15 protein-coding genes are annotated in these 20,429 nt (G+C 63.9%); 12 read left to right on the top strand and 3 right to left on the bottom strand.

Going from position 1 to position 20,429, the window contains the following annotated elements:
- Positions 1-40: 40 nt before the first annotated feature.
- The 3 genes from VOI18_RS13815 (at position 41) to VOI18_RS13805 (ending at position 1,921) form a co-directional block, all read left to right on the top strand.
- Positions 41-1,096 carry a substrate-binding domain-containing protein gene (locus VOI18_RS13815; RefSeq protein ID WP_323763001.1) on the top strand — a complete coding sequence of 352 codons (1,056 nt, stop codon included), beginning with the start codon at positions 41-43 and terminating at the stop codon, positions 1,094-1,096.
- 127 nt (positions 1,097-1,223) lie between these two features.
- A complete protein-coding gene (locus tag VOI18_RS13810; RefSeq protein WP_323763000.1) occupies positions 1,224-1,688 on the top strand; it encodes a hypothetical protein in 465 nt (154 codons plus the stop codon).
- Positions 1,688-1,921 (top strand): helix-turn-helix transcriptional regulator, encoded by a 234-nt coding sequence (locus VOI18_RS13805; protein WP_323762999.1) that lies wholly within the window; start codon positions 1,688-1,690, stop codon positions 1,919-1,921. The genes VOI18_RS13810 and VOI18_RS13805 overlap by 1 nt, the downstream gene beginning before the upstream one ends.
- Positions 1,922-1,924: 3 nt before the next feature.
- Here the strand turns inward: VOI18_RS13805 and VOI18_RS13800 are convergent, their stop codons facing one another.
- The gene (locus VOI18_RS13800; RefSeq protein ID WP_416374889.1) at positions 1,925-2,992 is read right to left on the bottom strand and encodes a glycosyltransferase family 4 protein; all 1,068 of its coding nucleotides are present in this window, start codon (positions 2,990-2,992) and stop codon (positions 1,925-1,927) included.
- 511 nt (positions 2,993-3,503) lie between these two features.
- Here VOI18_RS13800 and putA point away from each other — a divergent pair.
- The 4 genes from putA to VOI18_RS13780 all read left to right on the top strand — a co-directional run bounded on the left by putA (position 3,504) and on the right by VOI18_RS13780 (position 11,158).
- Complete coding sequence (gene putA, locus VOI18_RS13795; protein ID WP_323762997.1) at positions 3,504-6,629, top strand: bifunctional proline dehydrogenase/L-glutamate gamma-semialdehyde dehydrogenase PutA; 3,126 nt, start codon at positions 3,504-3,506, stop codon at positions 6,627-6,629.
- A gap of 285 nt (positions 6,630-6,914) precedes the next feature.
- Entirely contained in the window at positions 6,915-8,828 is a 1,914-nt protein-coding gene (locus tag VOI18_RS13790) for a ribonucleoside-diphosphate reductase subunit alpha (RefSeq protein ID WP_323762996.1), read from the top strand.
- A gap of 239 nt (positions 8,829-9,067) precedes the next feature.
- Complete coding sequence (locus VOI18_RS13785; RefSeq protein WP_323762995.1) at positions 9,068-9,898, top strand: lipid A-modifier LpxR family protein; 831 nt, start codon at positions 9,068-9,070, stop codon at positions 9,896-9,898.
- Positions 9,899-10,123: 225 nt separating this feature from the next.
- Positions 10,124-11,158, top strand: coding sequence for a ribonucleotide-diphosphate reductase subunit beta (locus VOI18_RS13780; RefSeq protein ID WP_323762994.1), 1,035 nt, complete (start codon positions 10,124-10,126; stop codon positions 11,156-11,158).
- Between the two features lie 406 nt (positions 11,159-11,564).
- On the opposite strand, the gene VOI18_RS13775 is transcribed toward VOI18_RS13780, so the two are convergent.
- On the bottom strand, positions 11,565-12,788 hold the full coding sequence (locus VOI18_RS13775; RefSeq protein WP_323762993.1) for a helix-turn-helix transcriptional regulator: 1,224 nt from the start codon (positions 12,786-12,788) through the stop codon (positions 11,565-11,567).
- 180 nt (positions 12,789-12,968) lie between these two features.
- On the opposite strand from VOI18_RS13775, the gene VOI18_RS13770 reads away from it, so the two are divergent.
- Together VOI18_RS13770 and VOI18_RS13765 are read left to right on the top strand one after the other, a co-directional pair.
- Positions 12,969-13,658 (top strand): hypothetical protein, encoded by a 690-nt coding sequence (locus VOI18_RS13770; protein ID WP_323762992.1) that lies wholly within the window; start codon positions 12,969-12,971, stop codon positions 13,656-13,658.
- A complete protein-coding gene (locus tag VOI18_RS13765; RefSeq protein ID WP_323762991.1) occupies positions 13,655-14,359 on the top strand; it encodes a hypothetical protein in 705 nt (234 codons plus the stop codon). Before VOI18_RS13770 ends, VOI18_RS13765 begins: the two co-directional genes overlap by 4 nt.
- On the opposite strand, the gene VOI18_RS13760 is transcribed toward VOI18_RS13765, so the two are convergent.
- Positions 14,356-16,929 carry a bifunctional aspartate kinase/diaminopimelate decarboxylase gene (locus tag VOI18_RS13760; RefSeq protein ID WP_323762990.1) on the bottom strand — a complete coding sequence of 858 codons (2,574 nt, stop codon included), beginning with the start codon at positions 16,927-16,929 and terminating at the stop codon, positions 14,356-14,358. The genes VOI18_RS13765 and VOI18_RS13760 overlap by 4 nt on opposite strands.
- A gap of 167 nt (positions 16,930-17,096) precedes the next feature.
- Here VOI18_RS13760 and VOI18_RS13755 point away from each other — a divergent pair, with 167 nt between their 5' ends.
- The 3 genes from VOI18_RS13755 (at position 17,097) to VOI18_RS13745 (ending at position 20,419) form a co-directional block, all read left to right on the top strand.
- The gene (locus VOI18_RS13755) at positions 17,097-18,563 is read left to right on the top strand and encodes an AMP nucleosidase (RefSeq protein ID WP_323762989.1); all 1,467 of its coding nucleotides are present in this window, start codon (positions 17,097-17,099) and stop codon (positions 18,561-18,563) included.
- A gap of 358 nt (positions 18,564-18,921) precedes the next feature.
- A complete protein-coding gene (locus tag VOI18_RS13750) occupies positions 18,922-19,554 on the top strand; it encodes a hypothetical protein (protein WP_323762988.1) in 633 nt (210 codons plus the stop codon).
- 94 nt (positions 19,555-19,648) lie between these two features.
- On the top strand, positions 19,649-20,419 hold the full coding sequence (locus tag VOI18_RS13745; protein ID WP_323762987.1) for a tyrosine-protein phosphatase: 771 nt from the start codon (positions 19,649-19,651) through the stop codon (positions 20,417-20,419).
- The last annotated feature ends 10 nt before the right edge of the window (positions 20,420-20,429 follow it).

Here is a 20,429-nt window from a genome sequence, read left to right as displayed (position 1 = left end):
TGACCGGCCCCGTATCGTTTAGTGGCAAGGAATTGAAGACATGAAACTCCAAGCTCAACTCGCAGCCGCCCTTGCGGTGGCAATGGTCGCTGGCGGCGCAGACGCGCAACAGCGTGAACAGATCCGCATCGTCGGCTCCTCGACGGTGTTCCCCTTCTCGACGGCGGTCGCCGAGAGCTTCGGTGCCAAGACCGGACAGCCGACCCCGGTCGTCGAATCGACCGGTTCCGGTGGCGGGCTGCGCCTGTTCTGCTCGGGCGTCGGAACCGAACACCCTGACATCGTCAACGCGTCGCGCCGAATGCGGGGATCGGAGTATGAGCGTTGCCAGGAGAATGGCGTGCGCGAGATCACCGAGGTCCGGTTCGGTTTTGACGGCATTGTCATCGGCGCTGCCGATCGCGGTGTGGCCGATATCGACATGACGCTCGACCAGGTCTGGCTGGCCCTGGCCGCCGAAGTCCCGGCCGATGAGAGCTGCTCCAGCTTTATCCCCAATCCGAACACCCGCTGGTCCGATATCGACCCGTCGCTGCCGCGCCAGCGCATCGAGGTGTTCGGTCCGCCGCCGACCTCGGGCACCCGCGACGCCTTTGTCGAGCTCGCCCTGCAGGACGGCGCCCGCCATATCGCCTGCATGGACGCGCTGCGCGACACGGACCGCGACCGCTTCGAGCAGATCGCCAGCCGCATCCGCGAAGACGGCGCCTGGATCGATGCCGGCGAGAATGACAATGCGATCGTCCAGACCTTGGTCAACACGCCGACCGCCTTCGGGGTCTTCGGCTTCTCCTTCCTCGACCAGAATTCCGACCGGATCTCGGCTGTTTCGATCGACGGTGTTGCACCTGAATTCGAAGCCATTGCCGATGGCAGTTACCCGGTCTCGCGCTCGCTTTTCTTCTACGTGAAGAACCAGCATGCCGCGATCATCCCGGGCCTGGCCGGCTATGTCGAAGAGTTTACCTCCGAGGATTCCTGGGGCGAGTTCGGCTATCTCACCGATCGCGGCCTGATCCCGCTGCCCGACGCCGACCGCGACGCCACCCGCGACGCCGCCGTCAACCTGACCGCGATGACCCAGTCGCCGGAATAGGTCTCGCTTCTCGATTGCTATCAAGGGGGCGGCCCTAGTGCCGCCCCCTTTTTTGTTTGTAGATTGATTTTAATTAAAACCTAAATATATTGACCTCCGGATTAAATTTTCTGCGAGGAGGTTTCGCATGCCAAATCTGTCCACCCCGCTTCTCATTCGCGTCGGCGTCTGCGGGCTCGGGCTCGTCCTGTTCGCTGGCCAGGTCGATCTGTCGGCCCTGTCATCACCGGGGCCCGGGGTGGGCACCCGGATGGCCGCTGGACTGGTTGGCCTGATTGCGCCGGCCTTCTTTCTGTGGGCTGTGTGGTCCGTTGCCAATGTCCTCGCCGATCTCGACCGAGGGAATGCGTTCGACGAGGCGATGATCCGGGGTCTTCAGGCCATGGGCGCGTCCCTAATGCTGGGTGCGGTGGCAGTTGTGATTGTTCAGCCGGGCCTCATCTACCTGATCGGCAATGGTTTTACGCAGATGCGCGGAGTTGAGTTCGCGCTTGATGTTAATGCGCTGGCGATCGCCCTCGTGGGGTTGGCGCTGGTCATGCTGGCGCGTCGCGCGGCGGTGATGAAGACGCATCTGGACGGATTCGTCTGATGCCGGTCCGCGTCACACTTGACCTTGTCCTCGCCCGAAGACAGGTGCGCGCTCGCGATGTCGCCGAACAGATCGGCATATCCGAAACCCAGCTGTCGCTGCTGCGACGCGGACATGTGCGAGGAGTCCGCTTTGACACCTTGTCCCGGCTCTGCCTGGTGCTCGAATGCAAGCCCGCTGACATTCTCGACTACGAGATCGATTCAGCGGACCTGGACCGGGGCGGCGACTAACCCCTAGTACAGCGTCTTGCGCTTGCGCAGCCGGCGCCAGAAGCGGCGGCGTTCGGGTTTGGGGTGCGGGGTGAGATTGGTGATGAAGTCGATCGCGCACTGGCGCCAGGAATGCTTTTCAGCGTGGGCGCGCGGGGCTTCCCGCTTGATTTCGAGACAGTCCAGGCAGGCCTGACGCAGATCGTCATTGATGAAGCCGCCGCCCGACCCCGGGATGATGTCCTTGGGACCATGGGCCGGGAAGGCCGCGACCGGCGTACCGCAGCCCATCGCTTCCAGATTGACCAGGCCGAACGTGTCGGTCCAGCTGGGAAAGACGAAGACGTCGGCGTCGGCGAACCAGCGCGCCAGCTCGGCACCGAATTTCGGTCCCGGGAAGACCGCGTCGGGATAGCGTTCCTGCAACTCCTCGCGCTGCGGACCGTCGCCGACCACAACCTTGGTGCCGGGCAGGTCGAGCTTGAGGAAGGTCTCGATATTCTTCTCGACCGCGATCCGGCCGACATTGACGTAGATCGGGCGTTCGAGGCCGGCATAGACGTCTTCGCCGCCGATGAAGCGCTTGTCCGGGTTGAACAATTCGATATCGACGCCGCGGGCCCAGGCGGTGAGATTCTTGAAGCCGCGCCCGGCGAGATCGTCGCGCATGGACGGCGTGGTGACCATCACCCGTCCAGAGGCGTTGTGGAACCAGCGCATGAAGGCATAGCCCAGGCCAACCGGAACAAAGGGGAAGCGGGCATTGATGTATTCAGGGTATTTGGTGTGGTAGCTGGTCGTGAACGGCAGTTTCCACTTCACGCAGATGCGCCGCGCCGCCATGCCAAGCGGACCCTCGGTGGCAATATGGATCGCTTCCGGCTCGAAGGCCTTGAAGCGCTGGGCAATGTCCTTGCGCGCACCAAGCGCCAACTTGATCTCCGGATAAGTCGGCATCGGGATCGTCTTGTAACCCAGGCCGGGATGGATCACTTCGACCTGGTGACCCATGGCCCGGGCTTCTTCGACGGTTCGGGACAGCGTCCGTACGACGCCGTTCACTTGTGGTTCCCAGGCATCGGTGACCAGCATGATACGCTGCGGGCGTTCATCGCCGCCATTGCCGGTTTCGATTTCGGTATCCGTATCCAGATCGGTTTCGAGATCGGTGTCAGAGGACGGGGTTTTGGTGGCGTCGGTCATGGCATCCTGTGTCGGGTCGGGCGCACGAGGCGCCGGGCAGTTCCGGTTGTTGCGCTGCGGATGTAGCGGAACGGGGTCACAAAGTCAGCTGTCAGCATAGCGGCGAATGTCGCGGCTTGAAGCGAAGAAAGCGGTTGCCGTGCCGGGCTGTGAAAAAGCAGGCCGCCGGAACCGGGAGACTTCGCCGCCGGGAATGGCCCGGCGGGCAAGAAATTTGTGATCCGGGCGGGCTTGAACCGGTCGCCACGCAATGATTGTCTCCAAGTCGAAGGGCGTGCGCTGTTTGCCCCGCCCAAGGCATGTGGGCCCGAAGACAGACGAGCGGAAGACTTCGCTTGCTCTTGTCAAAACGCCATACCATTGTCCGCGCCAATCACTTGCCCAACAGGGAGTTTCCGCCATGAATGTCCAGGCCCGAGACATGATGCGATGGGATGATCTTGATGCGGTGAAATTCGCCGACGAGACGGCGGCTGTCCGCGACCTGGCAGCCGCAACCGGGCTGGATGAAGCGGCCCGGGAACGCGTGCGCCAGGCTGCGATCGATCTGGTGCGGACGGCCCGCGAGTCGTCGCGGGCGCGCGGGCTGATGGACAGCTTCCTGCAGGAATTCACCCTCTCCAACCGCGAAGGCCTGGCGTTGATGTGCCTGGCGGAAGCCCTGTTGCGCGTGCCTGACGCGGCGACCGCCGACAAGCTCATCGCCGAACGGATATCCGACGGTGCCTGGTCGGAGCACATGGGACGGTCGGAGAATTGGCTGGTCAACGCCTCGACCCTCGGGCTGATGCTGACCGGCAATATCATCGATGTCGAACCGGAGGCCCGCAAAAGTCCGGGCACCTATCTGCGCAAGCTGACCCAGAAAATGGGCGAACCGGTCATCCGTGCCGCCGTCTTCCGCGCCATGGGGATCATGGGCGAGGAATTCGTTCTCGGCCGGACCATCAAGGAAGGCCTCAAGCGAGCCAAGAAGGGCGAGGGAGAGCTGTGCTCCTTCGACATGTTGGGCGAGGGCGCCCGTACGGCCAAGGACGCGGCGCGCTATCACAAGCGCTATCTGGAAGCGATCGCCGCGGTCGGAAAGGCTCGCGAGGACGGACCGGTCGAGCGGGTCCATGGAGTCTCGGTCAAGCTTTCCGCCCTCCATCCCAAATACCTGGCGGTGAAGGAAAAGCGGGTGCTGGAGGAGCTGTATCCGCTGGTGCTCGAACAGGCGGTCGCGGCCAAGTCCCACAATATCAGTTTCTGCCTCGACGCCGAGGAATCCGATCGGCTGGTGCTGTCGTTGAAACTGCTCGACAAGCTAGCCCGGGCGCCGGAACTGGCCGGCTGGAACGGTCTTGGCCTGGCCGTGCAGGCCTACCAGAAGCGCGCCCGCCGGGTGATCGAGACCCTGATCGAGCTGGGCCGGGCCAGCGAGCGCCGCTTCATGGTCCGTCTGGTCAAGGGCGCCTATTGGGACAGCGAGATCAAGTTCGGTCACCAGAATGGCTGGCCGGACTTTCCGGTCTGGACCACCAAGCCGGCGACCGACCTGAACTATCTCGTCTGCGCCCGGGTGATGCTGGGCGCGCCCGATGCGATCTATGGCCAGTTTGCGACCCACAACGCCCATTCGCTCGCCGCTGTTCGTGAACTGGCCCAGCAGGCCGGTGTCGACTCGTTCGAGTTCCAGCGTCTGCACGGCATGGGCGACGCCCTTTACGACGCCGACGGCCAGCTGAACCCGGACATTCCGGTTCGCGTCTACGCGCCGGTCGGCAGTCATGAGGACCTTCTGCCCTATCTGGTCAGGCGGTTGCTCGAGAACGGCGCCAACACCTCTTTCGTCCACTCCTTCCTTGATCCCGAAGTGCCGGTGGAGCAGGTCGCCGGTGGTCCGTTCGAAGCCGCCGAAACCATAAACCGTCACGCAAAGATCGCCCTTCCACGCGACCTTTATGGCGAGGAGCGCGCCAATTCCGACGGGCTGGACCTGGCCCAGGCGGCCGCCCGCAATCGGGTGGCGCGGGCGCTCGAGGCGTTCAACCGTGAAGACCAGCTGATGGCGTCACCCCTGGTCGCCGGACACGCGGTCGATGGCGCCGCCCACCAGGTTATGTCGCCGGTCGACATGGCGCGTCAGGTCGGGTCTGTGGTCGACGCCTCGGTCGAGGATGTCGATACGGCTTTTGACAGTGCGGTCGCGGCCCAGCCAGGCTGGGACCAGCGCGGGGGACGGGCGCGTGGCGCCATCCTGCGCGCCATGGGCGATGCCATGGAAGCGGACATGGACCGGTTGCTGGCGATCATGGCGGTCGAGGCCGGCAAGACCCTCGCCGACGGCATTGCCGAGGTTCGCGAGGCGGTCGATTTCTGTCGTTATTATGCAGCCCAGGCCGAGCGTGAGTTCGACAGCGCTGTGCGGCTGCCGGGACCGGCGGGCGAGACCAATCACCTGGGCATGAAGGGGCGCGGTGTCTTCGTCACCATCAGTCCGTGGAATTTCCCGCTGGCGATCTTTGCCGGCCAGGTCGCTGCCGCCCTCGCGGCCGGTAATACCGTGCTCGCCAAACCGGCCGAGCAGACGCCGCTGATCGCCTTTGAAGCCGTGAAGATGTTCCACGCAGCCGGCCTGCCGGCCGATGTGCTGCACCTGCTGCCCGGGCGCGGCGAGATTGTCGGTGCGGCGCTGACCACAGACCCGCGCACGGCCGGTGTCGCCTTTACCGGGTCGACCGAGGTGGCGCGCCTGATCAACCGGTCGCTGGCCGCCCGTGAAACCGCGATCGCGCCCCTGATCGCGGAGACCGGCGGTCTCAACGGCATGTTTGTCGATACGACAGCCCTGAAAGAGCAGGTCATCGATGATGCCATCAATTCCGCCTTCGGGTCGGCCGGGCAGCGCTGTTCGGCGCTGCGTGTGATCTTCCTGCCGGAGGACACGGCGGACGAGATCATCGAGGGGCTGGCCGGGGCCATGGACGAGTTGCAGATCGGCGACCCGACCGACCCGGCGACCGATGTCGGTCCGGTGATCGACAATGAGGCCCGCGAGATCCTGCTGCGCCATGTCGAGCGGATGGAGGCCGGCGCACGGATCATCAAGCAGATCGATGTCGGTGAGCGTTTCGACACCGGCTTCTTCTTTGGTCCGACCCTTGTGGAGCTGCCGTCGCTGGACCTGCTCGAGCGCGAGGTGTTCGGCCCGATTCTCCATGTCATTCGCTACAAGCGCAAGGAATTGACCGCCATTGCCGCCGAGCTCGCCGACAAGGGGTATGGTCTGACCCTGGGCATCCACTCGCGCCTGTCATCTTTCCACAGGCAAATTCAGTCGCTGGTTCCGGCGGGCAATATCTACGTCAACCGCAACATGGTCGGGGCCGTTGTCGGGGTCCAGCCGTTTGGCGGAGAGGGCTTGTCTGGCACGGGTCCCAAGGCGGGCGGACCGCACTATCTGCATCGCTTTGCGGGTGAGCGGACGGTTACCATCAATATTGCGGCACAGGGCGGAGATCCGGAACTGCTCAATCTGGAATGAGCCGGGGTTAACCGCTGTTAATCCTTGTTGGACACGCAGATGCGCCCCGTTAACGATGTGTGACGGGGCGCATATCTTATTAGCGGCTTGTTAACCAAAAAATCCGCTCAAGGATCATTCTCCCCGTTGACCAGTGCCCCGGCATTGATCCACTATATGTTGGGTCGGCTGGCGACAGCGGCACACTATACAGATTTTCATACGACCTTTGGGTTGGTTCGGTGCGCAGCATTGGGGCTGTCGCAGCAGGGATTTTTTGCCTCGGGCTTGGGGAGTAGACTTACCATGACGCCACTGGATACAGCCGCCAAACAGACACCGGACGGCGCCCGGCAGACCGTTTCCACGACCCGTCGTGGCAAGCCCAAGTCCACAACGTCCAAACCGGCGGCCGACGCCACCCATTTGCGCGTGGTTGAAAGCGTGCGCATCGACCGTTCGCGCGACGCCTTCCTGACCGAATTCGGCAAGAAGACCCTGGAAGACCGCTACCTCCTGCCCGGCGAAAGCTATCAGGACATGTTTGCCCGCGTCGCCACGGCCTATGCCGACGATACCGAGCACGCCCAGCGTCTGTATGATTACATCTCCCAGCTCTGGTTCATGCCGGCGACGCCGGTCCTGTCCAATGGCGGCGCTGATCGCGGCCTGCCGATCTCCTGTTTCCTGAATTCGGTCGGCGACAGCCTCGACGACATTGTCGGTACCTGGACCGAGAATGTCTGGCTGGCGTCCAATGGCGGCGGGATCGGCACCTATTGGGGCGATGTTCGCTCGATCGGCGAGAAGATCGGCGAGATCGGCCAGACCTCGGGCATCATTCCCTTCATCCGCGTGATGGACAGCCTGACCCTGGCCATCTCGCAAGGCTCGCTGCGCCGCGGATCGGCCGCCGTCTATCTCGACATCCACCATCCGGAAATCGAGGAATTCCTCGAGATCCGCAAGCCGTCCGGCGATTTCAACCGCAAGTCCCTGAACCTGCATCACGGCCTCAACATCTCTGACGCCTTCATGGAAGCCGTCCGTGATGATGAAGAGTTCGAACTGAAATCCCCGAAATCCGGTGAGGTCGTCAAGACGGTCAATGCCCGCAAGCTGTGGCAGAAGATCATCGAGCTGCGCCTGCAGACGGGCGAGCCCTACATCATCTATTCCGACACGGTGAACCGGGCCCTGCCGGCCCACCAGCGCAAGCTGGGCCTGAAGGTGCGCCAATCCAACCTGTGTGCCGAGATCATGCTGCCGACCGGCTTCGACCAGAACGGCAAGGAGCGCACGGCGGTCTGCTGCCTGTCTTCGCTCAATGCGGCGAAATACATGGAGTGGAAGGACAATCCCGATTTCATCGAGGACATTTACCGCTTCCTCGACAATGTGCTGCAGGACTTCATCGACCGCGCACCGGCAGAGATGGACCGCGCCGTCTATTCGGCCATCCAGGAGCGTTCGGTGGGCTTGGGCCTGATGGGCATGCACACCCTGTTGCAGCAGATGAATGCGCCGTTCGAGAGCGCCATGGCCAAGTCCTGGAACCTCAAGCTGTTCAAACATATCCGCACCGCCGCCGATGCCGCGTCGGTCAAGCTGGCCGAGGAGCGCGGCGCCTGCCCGGATGCCGAAGCCTCGGGTGTGAAGGCCCGCTTCTCGCACAAGCTGGCGATCGCACCGACGGCGTCGATCTCGATCATCTGTGGCGGTGTCTCGGCCGGCATCGAGCCGATCCCGGCCAATGTCTACACCCACAAGACCCTGTCCGGCTCGACCACGGTCAAGAATCCGCAACTGGAAGCGGTTCTGGAAGCCAAGGGCCTCAACACGCCTGGCATGTGGGCGTCGATCCTGGAAGCCGAGGGCTCGGTCCAGCACCTCGATTGCCTCGACGAGCACGAGAAGGCGACTTTCCGAACCGCCTTCGAGATCGACCAGCGCTGGGTGATCGAACATGCCGCCGACCGCACGCCCTATGTGTGCCAGTCGCAGTCGCTCAACATCTTCCTGCCCGGCGATGTCGATAAGTGGGACCTGCACATGCTGCATTGGTCGGCGTGGGAGAAGGGCGTGAAATCGCTCTACTATTGCCGCTCCAAGTCGATCCAGCGCGCCGCCTATGCCGGCTCCGAGAAAAAGTCGGATGCCGAGGCCTCGATGGCCGAGGCCGCCCCGACCGATTACGAGGAATGCCTCGCCTGCCAGTAGGTTCGCCTGCCGGAAGGCGGGAATGACGGATTATCGCCGGTCGCTTCGAGGGGGAGGGGCCGGCAGAAAAGGGGCGCGGCAAGGCGCCCCTTTTCATATCCGGCGGCCGTGATCTCGCATTGCAGCAAGCGTTTTGATGGACCCGGATCACCGGCGCCGTTAACCTTTTCGCCTCAAGGGTGAATCAGCGTGCGTTGGTGCCGCAGATTGCCCAAGGTCGCGCCAAGGGGAGACGCGGGATGCGATTGGGGCGCACATCACAGATCATGACGGCCGGGCTGGTTGCGCTCGGTGGTGTGTCGTGGGTGCTGACCCAGCCGGGTGACGCTGCGTCCGATTGGGCCTCGTCCTCGCAGATGATCGAACAACAGATCGCCATTGATGGCGACGTGCGTCCGCTGTCTCCCGAAGCGGCCCGCGTGGCCCTGTCGGCGCTGGCGCTGAGCGACGACCCGTTCAGCGGCAACCCGCTTGCGGGCCTGACGCCCACTGGCGCCACCCGGATTGACCTCGGCAATGCCGGTGTGATCGAGGTCGCGGTTCTCGAGGACACACGCGGCGATCGCGCCCACCAGTTGTTTGCCGCGCGGGGCGACAGCTATTCGCCGGTCGTGCTTGACCGCGGCCAGCGCGAGCCGACCATCGCCGTGGCCTATGAACGGTCCTTCCAGTCGACCGGCCCCGGTGAGGAGCTGGATGTCAGCTTTACACCGCGCGCCGCAGTGAGCGTCGGGCCGGACGGCTCGGCGACCAGCGCCGGTGCGGAAGTACGGGTCGGGCAATACCTGCGTGAGGACAATCGGGCCGCCAGTCCCAGCTGGTACGCGTTCGCCGGTGCCGACCGCCGGGCCCTGCTCTACAATCCGGCCGAAGGCGTCGACTTCCAGAACGCCATGTATTTCACCCAGCGCGAAGTGATTGGCGATGCCCAGGCCGGGATCGCCATGCGCATGGGCAAAGCCGACCTGTCGCTGGCCTATGTGCGCCGCGAGTACCGCCATGTCGCCGGCGTCCGCTCATTTGACGAAACCGAGGAATTCGGTGCCGTAACGGTGAACTGGCGCTGGTAGATCCCGGGCTGCATGTTGGCCGCGTTCCTCTGCCTGACAGAATTCGTGATGACTCCAAGCCTGCCCACCCGTTCGAGAATCGGGCAGTTTCCACAGTCAGGATCCGTCTGCGCGTCATCAAGCTGTAGACGATTTGGAAACCTCGAACACAATATGTTGTGTTCATCGCATTGATTCGGGCGCGCGCCATCCAGGCTGCCGACGCCAAGCAGGAGAGCCGAAACCATGACCACTGAAACCGACACCCTGCCGGGCCTCCTGACGACCAGTCATTCCTACAAGCCGTTCCGCTATCCGTGGGCCTATGACTTCTGGAAGAAGCAGCAGCAGGTCCACTGGATGCCGGAGGAGGTCCCGCTGGGCGAGGACTGCAAGGATTGGGCGACCAAGCTCAATGATGGCGAACGCAATCTGCTGACCCAGATCTTCCGCTTCTTCACCCAGTCCGATGTCGAGGTGAATGACAATTACATGGAGCGCTACAGCCGCGTCTTCCGCCCGACCGAGGTGAAGATGATGCTGGCCTCCTTCTCCAACATGGAGACGATCCACATTGCCGCTTATGCGCTCCTGCTGGAGACCATCGGCATGCCGGACTCGGAGTTCTCGGCTTTCATGGAATACCAGGCCATGGCCGACAAGCATGACTACATGCAGCGCTTCGGCGTCGAGGACGAAGCCGACATCCTGCGTACCGTGGCGATGTTCGGGGCCTTCACCGAAGGCCTGCAATTGTTCGCCTCCTTTGCGATGCTGATGAATTTCCCGCGCTTCAACAAGATGAAGGGCATGGGCCAGATCGTGACCTGGTCGATCCGCGACGAGAGCCTGCACTGCGAAGGCATGATCAAGCTCTTCCACGCCTTCGCCGAGGAGACCGGTGCCCTCACGCAAGAGGTCAAGGACGACATTACCGAGTGCTGCCGCACCGTGGTCGGCCTGGAAGACAAGTTCATCGATCTCGCCTTCGAGGCCGGTGACGTCGAAGGCATGACGCCGGACGATATCAAGACCTATATCCGCTATATCGCCGACTGGCGCCTCGGCCAGCTGGGCCTGCCCAAAATCTATGGCGTCAAGGAACACCCGCTCCCCTGGCTGTCGGAAATCCTCAACGGCGTCGAACACGCCAACTTCTTTGAAGCCAGAGCCACCGAATACTCCAAGGGCGCCACCAAGGGCGACTGGCACGGCGACGAAGGCGTGTGGGGCATGTTCGACAAGATGAAGACGGAGAAGACGGAAGAGCCGGCGGAGTAATTCGTCGCCACCCGGACCGTATCGGAGGGCCCTCGGCAGATGCCGGGGGCCCTTTTTCTATGAGGGCGCCACGCGCACAATCCTCCATAAACCTCTTGTCAGCCAGCGGGCCGTATCCGGATCTTCAGGTCAAGGGCGGCGCAGCCGCCGCTTCGCGGTTTCACCCTTGAGCTGAAGACCCGGATACGGCGAACTCCCGGCAAGGGATTTATGGCCCAGTCCGCGCCGCGCGCGCCTTCACCTCCCCTCCAAACTCTCGTCATCCCCCGGTGACTGCAAAGCAGGCATCCGGGGGACCTTCGCTTCCCCGTCAGATGGATGGTTGAGGTCCCCCGGATCACGACGTTGTCGTGACCGCGGGATGACGGGGAGACAAGTTTGACGGTGGAAGCCAGACCGCATGGCCTCATCCCGGCCCAGTGCTCCGGCTTGCACGCCATTGCCGCGGCGTCTGGCCGGTGACCGCCTTGAAAGCCGTATAAAAGGTCGAGCGGCTGTTGAAACCGACATCGAGCGCAATGGTCAGGACGGTGTCCTCGCCGGCCAGGATGCGCGGCAGCGACGCTTCGATCCGGCAGCGATTGACGTAATCAAAGAAAGTCGTGTCGAGGGTCTGGTTGAGGACTTGCGACACCAGATTGGCCGGCACGGCGACCGCCTTGGCCAGCTTGGGCAGGGACAGGTTGGGGTCGAGATAAAGCGCATCCCGGGTCATGGCCGCCTCGATCCGCGCCGCGATGCGTGCCGCGTGATCCGGTTCAAGGGCTGATTTGCGGTACTTGGCCCGCCGCGCGTCCTCATCCGCGGCTTCAGCCGCCGAGGCGCTGGCTGAGGCGTCTGTGTCCATGTCCGCCTCCTGGTTGACCGGTTCGACCGCCGCCAGTCCTGGATATTGTGACAGGCCACGGGCTGCGAGCATCGCCGTGAGCACCATGATGATGAGGCTGCCAACGACCGGCGGCACTGCCAGGCTGGCGACAAGATTGTCCCACACAAGCAGGGCGATGATGGCCAGCCAGACGACAATGATCGCCAGGATCATGACACGCAGCCAGGCCAGTTCGCGGCGCCCGGTGTTGGAGAAGTGATCGTGCAGCGCGCGGCGGTAGGCCTGCAATCGGGCCAGGATGCGCCAGACATAAAAGGCCGACACGAAACTCCAGGCGATGACCAGGACAAACACGCCGAGAACCGCCATTGCGGCCTGCGCCCCTCCGGGCAGGTCTCCGCTGGTGAGCATGAATTCGACATTGCCCGCCGGCAGCGTCCAGATCAGCACGGCGTTGACCAGGGCCAGGCCCGGTCCGGCCAGATGCCAGGCAGGGAGGGACGCGCCGCCGCTCCTGCCCGGTCGGGTCAGCGCCCTGACATAGCCCCAGAACAGCGGCGGTAACGCGTATAGCGCGACCAGTACCAGGCCGGCCATCAGCGTCATTCCGGCGGGCTGGATGGCGACCATCACCGGGCCGGCTGCGAGGATGGCCAGCATGGCGAACAGGCCGGCGAGCCAGCGTCGCGGCAATTCGCCGGACTGGCCGGTCAGCACCACCAGAAGGCCGAGCAGCGCTTGTCCGGTCGCGGCCGAGGCCAGAACAAGCGGCAGCAAGTCGACGGCGGCGGGTGTGGTCATGTCGGCAATGGCCTCTGCTCGGTTCTGTCTGTCTGTCTGTCTGTCTGTCCGTCTGTCTGTCCGGACCGGCTGGACCGGACATGTCCGGTGTCCGCGCCTGCAGGGCGGGGCGCGGGATCGTGCACGCGCGGACAGATTGACCCCCTCGCTCTCTGACACAGCCAAAATCGGGAATCCAGCATGTTGCCTGAACTGCTCACACTGTTTCACATCCTGTCCGGCACGCTGTGTGTCGGCGCGGGAGGGACGGCCTTCCTTGCGCCCAAGGGCAAGCCGGTGCACCGGGCCGCGGGCACGGTCTTCCTGGTCTCGATGCTGGCGACGACGCTGTCCGGCGCCGTGATCGGACTGCTTGATCCCGAGCGCTTGCTGATCACGGCGTTTGCCGGTCTGCTGGGCGCCTATCTGGTTCTGACCGGGTGGCGGACGGCGCGCTGGCGCACCAGTCGCCCCGGTGGTTTCGAGTGGACGGCCCTGGTCGCCATCCTTGCCGGTACGGCCGGGCTGGTGACACTGGCCGTTCTGGCCCTGCAGACAGAGACCGGCCGTCTGCTCGGCTTTGCCGGTGAGGATTATGCAATGCTGGCCATGATGTCGGCGCTGGGCGCAGTCGCCGATCTGACGCTGCTGGTGCGCGGCCCGCTGTCGCCGCGTCACCGTATCGCCCGCCATCTCTGGCGCATGGGTCTGGCCTATTTCATCGCCGTCGGCTCCTTCTTTACTGGTCCGGGCGCCCGCGTCTTTCCCGAGCCGGTGCGAGAGAGCGGGTTGCTGTCGGCGCCCGAGGGGCTGACGGCCCTGCTGATCCTGTTGTTCCTTGTCCGCACCCTGTTCAAGCGGTCACGCCGTCATCCGGGAGAGGCGTCATGATCAGTACCATCAGCAACCTGCCGCTTGTCGGACAGCTCCATTTCCTCGTCGGTGTGATTTGTCTTGTCGCGGGCGGCGCGGCGTTTCTTGCCCGCAAGGGCCGTCTTCCTCATCGCCTGGCCGGGCGGGTGTTTGTGGTCTGCATGCTGCTCCTGTGCGCCAGCGGCCTGTATATGAGCCTGTCCCGCTCGATCCTGTTCACGGCCTTTCTCGCCCTGTTGGCCGGACATGCCGTGACGACCGGCTGGATGGCCGCCGCCCGGATCGCCGGCCGGGCCGAGCGGCTCGCCGCTGGCGTGATCTCCCTGGTCGCCATGGCGGCTGTTGGCTCTGGCCTGGTGGTCGCCAGCCTGCCCTCGGGCACATTGAACGACTTGCCGCCCGTGGCTTTTTACAGCCTTGGTGGCGTGGCGTTCTGGATCGCGGGCATCGATGTCTTCGCCCTGCGGCGTGGACCTGCGAATGACCGCCAACGCCTGACCCGGCATGTCTGGCGCATGGGTTTTGCCCTCTTCATCGCCAGCTTCATCTTCTTCTTTGGCAATAATTCTGTGCTGCCGCCCGTCCTGCGCACGCCGCTGGCGCTGCTGGCACCGGTCCTGACGGTCACAGGCCTGACGGTTTATGCCAGCATCCGGACCCGTTTCGGCCGTCAAACAAGCGCCGGCACGGGTGAGGGCAGCGCCTCGATCACCGCCTAGATCACCGCCTCACCCGCCGGCTCGCGCATATTATAGCTCGACGCCATGACCCGCCCATAGGCGCCGCCATTGGCGATCAGGATGACATCGCCTTCCTCGGTTTCCGGCATCAGGCGCTGGGCACCGAGGCGGTCGGCGGTTTCGCAGATCGGGCCGACGATATCGGCGACCCAGGCGGGTGCCTCGTCGAGGCGGGTCAGGTTCACGATCTCGTGGCGGGCGCCGTAGAGCGCCGGGCGGATGAGCGAGTTCATGCCGGTATTGATGCCAACAAAGCGCGCATCCGGCGTGTGCTTGAGCTGGGTGACGCGGGCCAGCAGAACGCCTGACTCGGCCGAGATATACCGGCCCGGCTCGATCCAGAGCTGGTATTTGGGATGGGCCGTTTTGAGGTCGGTCAGCACCTGGTCCAGCGCCGCCATGTCGATCCGGCGCACGCCGGAGGCTTCGTCGACCGAGAGACCGCCGCCCAGATCCAGGATTTCGACATCCGGCATGTCGCGCGCCGTCTCCACCAGGAAAAGCCCGACGCGGCGCCAGTGATCCGGATCCGAAATGCCGGACCCCGAGTGCACGTGCAGGCCATTTATGATGGCCCCGACCTCGGCGGCGAGCTTGCGCGCCTCGACCAGCTCGTCGGCATGCAGACCGAATTTGGCTTCCGGCCCGGCGGTGCGGACATGCTTGTGATGGCCTTCGGGGCGCTGGGGATTGATCCGCAGCGTGATCTTGCGGCCGGAAAAAATCTCCGGCCAGGCGCGCAATGGGTGGAGGCCGTCGAGGGTCAGGTGGATACCCATCTCCAGCGCTTGCGCGTATTCCGCCCTTGGCGCGAAATTGGGCGTGAAGAGGATGCGGTCGACGGGCAGGTCCGGCACCGCCTTGCGGGCGGCCTGGACCTCATTCATCGAGACGCACTCGACGCCCAGCCCGGCCTCAACCGCGGTGCGGATCATGTCGGGATGGCCATTGGCCTTCATCGCATACCAGCCGCGATCAAGTCCTTTCAGCCCGGCAACGGCGGATGCGCGCGTCTTCACGGTCTCCAGATCATAGACATAGGTCGCACCATCGACCGGGCAGAGATCGAGCAAGGCCTGACGCTTGGCCCGCCACCAGGTGCCGGTGCCCGCCGGTGAAGTCTCGGTCAGGTTCTCACCGATCTCGCGCCAGGAGGGGCCGAACGTCTTGTCCATGGGCCGTGGCTGGATCAGCTGGTCGTGCAGGCGCCGGCACAGCGGCTTGCCCTGGTCGCCATCGACGACGACGGTGAGGTTGAGATCGTTGGCCGCTTGCGAGACGAGGCGGACGGGATAATGGGCGAAGGCCTCCATGGCCGGGCCGAACTGGGCGAGCAGGGCGCGAACGCCGCGTCCGACCAGGCTGACGGCGGCGCAGTTCTCGATGATTTCGACGCGGGCGATCCCGGCCAGGTCATCTTCCAGCGCGCCGAGCACGTCCGGCGTCAGGCCCGGATCGTCGTCAAGCGAGACGGTGACCGAAGTCTCCGACGTCGAGACCAGGTCGATCGAGACTCCATGGCGGGAGAAGGGTTCGAAGGCCTTCGAGAGGAAGCCCGAAGCGCGCCACATGCCGTCGGTTTCCAGCGTGATCAGGCGCACGCCCTGCTTGACCGACACGGCCTTCAGGCGCGGCGCATCCTCGGACGGATTGACCGAGATCGTGGTGCCGGACATCTCCGGGCGGTGGGTGCACAACACCTGCATCTCGATCCCGGCCTTGCGGACCGGCGAAATGGCACGGGGATGCAGCACGCCGGCACCCATCGAGGCCAGTTCCTGGGCTTCGGCATAGGCGAGGGAGCGGATCTGGCGGGCGGCGCCGGTCAGGCGCGGATCGGCCGAGAAGAAGCCGGGCACATCGGTCCAGATCTCGATCCGCTCGGCGCCCAGCTTGGCGGCGAAATAGCTGGCCGAGGTGTCCGATCCGCCGCGTCCCAGAAGCGCCGTGTCGCCATCCTCGCGCCGGGCGATGAAGCCTTGCGTGATGATGACCGGCGGCAGCTCGGCGCACAGGCGTATCAGCTCGTCATCGCGATCATGCTCACAATCGACCGCCAGATAACCGCGCGCACCCGGAGCGGACAGGGCGGCAAGATGGTGGCGCGCATCCAGCCAGATCGAGTCGGTACCGCCCCGGGCCAGCCAAGCCTGGCCGAGCCGGGTCGCCATCAGCTCGCCCTGGGCCATGATGCGCGCTTTCAGGCGCGGCGAGGCATCGCCGGTCAGGGCAAGGCCGGCGCGCAACCGGGTCAGCGCGTCGAAGTGGTCGGCCAGCAGGGTCTTGCCGTCCACGCCGAGCTCGTCGGCCAGCGCCAGATGGCGCGCCTTGATGGTGTCCAGCTCGGCTTCGCCCTCACCCTCGATGGCGCGGGCGACCAGCGTGTCGAGCAGGTTGGAAATGGTGGCGATGGCCGAGTGCACCACGAAGACGCGCTTGCCCTCCGCCCGAACGGCTTCGATCCGTTTGGAGATCACACGCCAATCAGCCAGCGATTGAACGCTGGTGCCGCCAAATTTCAGGACGACCCAATTTCGCGCATGTTCCATGTTGAATTCTCCAGTCTGGTGCCGTTGCCGGGCAACGCGCGTGCATATCCGCTTGGCGCCGCAAGGCCAATCACTGATTACGATTGTCATGGAGTTTTGGCAGCCTGCAATTCCGGGAAGCGGGTTTGCCCTTTATCCGGAGCGCAAAATCAGGCATGAGAGCGGCGATGAAAAAAGACTATAAGGTCGCAAAGACACCCGCTGAAGCGGTGGAGCAACTCGAAGCGCTCTACCAGACGTCCGTTGAACGCCTCCAGACCGCGTTGAAAAGCTTTCTTGATGGCGGACCGCCGCCGACAGAAGCGACGCGAAAGTCGGGGGCTTTCGTTTATCCTGAGCTGCGCGTGACCTATGAGCCGGACGGCCCGCCGCCACCGGTCAGTCGCGCCTTCGGCAAATTCACCGATACCGGGCTTTATGCCTCCACCATCACCCACCCCGAACTGTTCGCCGATTATTTGATCGAGCAGCTGACCCTGCTGGCCGACCAGTACGAGATCACCATCGAGACCGGGCCGTCAGAAACGGAAATCCCCTTCTCCTATGTGCTCGACGGCGCCGATGACCTGGACATGGACGCGGCCTCGCCGGCTGATCTGGTCCGTCATTTCCCCTATGCCGACCTGTCCAAGGTCAATGACGACCTGCCCAACGGGCTCAAGGTGATGCAGCAGGAAGCGGTCAAGCCGCTCTCCCTGTTCGAGGCGCCGCGGGTCGATTATTCGCTGCAACGGCTGCGCCACTACACCGGCACGCCCTATGAAGACACGCAGCAATTCATCCTGTTCACAAACTACCACCGCTATGTCGATGCCTTCACCGCCTGGGCAATCCGCCAGCTGAAGGAAGACAATCACTACGAAGCCTTCTCGGCGGCGGGCAATGTGCGTGTTGATGCGTCGACGCCAAACGCCCATGCCGTGGTCGAAGGCGCGCCCTGGCGCCGCTTCCAGATGCCGGCCTATCACCTGATCGCCCCGGGCGGTCGTGGCATCACGCTGGTGAATATCGGCGTCGGTCCGTCGAATGCCAAGACGATCACCGACCATCTCGCTGTGCTGCGTCCGCAATGCTGGCTGATGATCGGTCATTGCGGCGGGCTGCGTCACTCGCAGCGCCTTGGGGATTACGTGCTCGCCCACGCCTATCTGCGCTATGACGCGGTGCTGGACGAGGACCTGCCGCTGGAAGTCCCGATCCCGCCGATCGCCGAGATCCAGATCGCCCTGGAACAGGGCGTTGCCTCGGTCTCCGGCGATAATCGCGAAGCGCTGAAAGCGCGGCTGCGCACCGGCACGGTTGCAACTTATGCCGACCGGAACTGGGAGCTGCGCTACGCCGCACAAGCGAGACGCATCAACCAGTCCCGGGCCATCGCCGTTGACATGGAATCCGCCACCATCGCTGCCAACGGCCTGCGCCTGCGCGTTCCGTATGGCACGCTGCTCTGCGTCTCCGACAAGCCGCTGCACGGTGAGCTGAAACTGCCGGGCGCCGCCAACCTCTTCTACCAGCGCTCGGTATCCGAACACCTGGCCGCCGGGATCGAGACCATCGAGATCCTGAAGCGCGACGAGGGCGAGGCCTTGCATTCACGCAAGTTACGGAGTTTCGACGAGCCGCCGTTCCGGTAGGGGTGTGTTTTTCGTCCCCATGTCATGGGGAGGAAAACGGGGCTGGTTTTGGGGTTAAAATCCAGCGCCTTGGCGCACACCTGCCCATAAACCGCTTGCCGAGAGTTCGCCGCATCCGCTTCTTGAGCTCAAGGGGCATGCCCGCGGAGCGGCGCCTGCGGCGCCCTTGACCTCAAGAAGCGGATGCGGCCTGCTGGCTGACAAGCGATCTATGGATGTTTCCGCGCCGGGCGCGAATATTCAAGGCGCCGGCCCGGCGCTCACCGTCATAAACAGAGGGACGCACCACGCACGCGTCCTGTTGTTGTCCGGCGGCAATTCTGCATAGTCTCGTTTGAAACAATACCGGAACCCGCGCATGTCGACCGCCAGCACGCCTTCTCTCCCCTCCTGGTTCGGCCGGGCTTTTGTTGAGGGCACGCTGATCGTCTTTGCGGTCGTGCTCGGTTTCATCGTCAATGAATGGCGCGAGGATGTCGCCGACCGGCGCGCGGCGGAGGCCGCGATGGGGCGTGTGGTGGCCGAGATCGAAGCCAATATCGAGGCGTTGGAAGCGGTCGTTGATTATCACGAGGAGGTGGTCGAGCGCATTGGCGCGCGGCTGGCCGAGATCGAGAGCTCGCCGGAGCTGGCCGAAGGTGTGGTGTTTGATGATCTCATGATGCTGATGTTTCGTGGGGTCAATCCGCCCGGCCTATCGCGTTTCGCCTGGGAGCACGCCCAACAGCACGGCCGATTGGATGTCCTGCCCTATGAGCGCGTCGCCGCGGTGGCGCGGGTCTATGACATGCAGGCTTACGGTGTCGAATCGACCTGGCGCCAGATCGTGGAACTCCTTTTTGCGGGGCCTCAGGTAATGCACGCCCAGCCATTGCTCCCCAGCCTGCGCTTCACGCAGATCGGTTTCACCGAACTGGCTTCCCAAGAGCGTTTTTTGATCAGCTACTATCGACGTGTGTTAGATGATTTGCGCGAACCGGAGGCGGGTTGATACGCGCTGATCCAGTGGCGGGACATTCTGGTCGCATGGCAAATTGTCGGCGGCCTCCCTTGCCGCCCTGCCTGCGATTGCGTACCTCCGACATATGACACGTATCAAATCGCTCGAGGGCGTCCACAATTTCCGGCATTTCCACGGCTATGACGGCCTGGATGGCGCGCGCGTGAAGGACGGGCTCTATCGCTCGGGCCACTTCTCCCGTGCCAGTGCTCCTGACTGGGATCATATCGGCGGGCTGGGGATCCAGGTCGTGGCCGATCTGCGAAAGCCGCGCGAACGCACCAATGAGCCGTCCAACTGGCCCGACCCGATCGCACCGCGCGTGTTGGCCTCCGACAAGGGTGACACCGGCGAACCGCCGCATCTGCGCTTCCTGCGCACTGGTGTTCACACGACCGAAGGCGTGCGTGACTACATGCTCTCGGCCTATCGCCGCATTCCGATGGAAGCGGGCAATATGGACGTCTATCGCGAGGCTTACCGGGCCCTGGCGACCGGCGATGCCGAGGCCGGTTTTCTGGTCCATTGCGCCGCCGGCAAGGACCGGACCGGCATATTCTGCGCCATCATTCTCGACGAGTTGGGGGTCGATGCCGACACGATTGTCGCCGACTATGAAATGACCAACCAGGCGGTCGATTTCGACGCCATCATCCCGCGTATCCGTGAACGCATCCTGGCCGATTACGGCCAGGCGATGGAACCGGCCATGATGCGCACTTTCCTGGGTGTCGATGGTGACTATCTGCGCCAGGCCTTCGAGGTGATGGGCGGTGTCTATCATTATGTTCGCGAGCATCTGGGCATCTCCGAGCACGAGCGGGATGCGCTGCGTGCGCGTTGGCTGACGGGCTAGGCCGGGCACG

This window comes from Maricaulis sp. (genome assembly GCF_034670125.1).
Lineage (GTDB): Bacteria > Pseudomonadota > Alphaproteobacteria > Caulobacterales > Maricaulaceae > Maricaulis.
The sequence above is the reverse complement of the archived record's forward strand: the minus strand, read 5'-3'. Positions and strand labels throughout refer to the sequence as shown.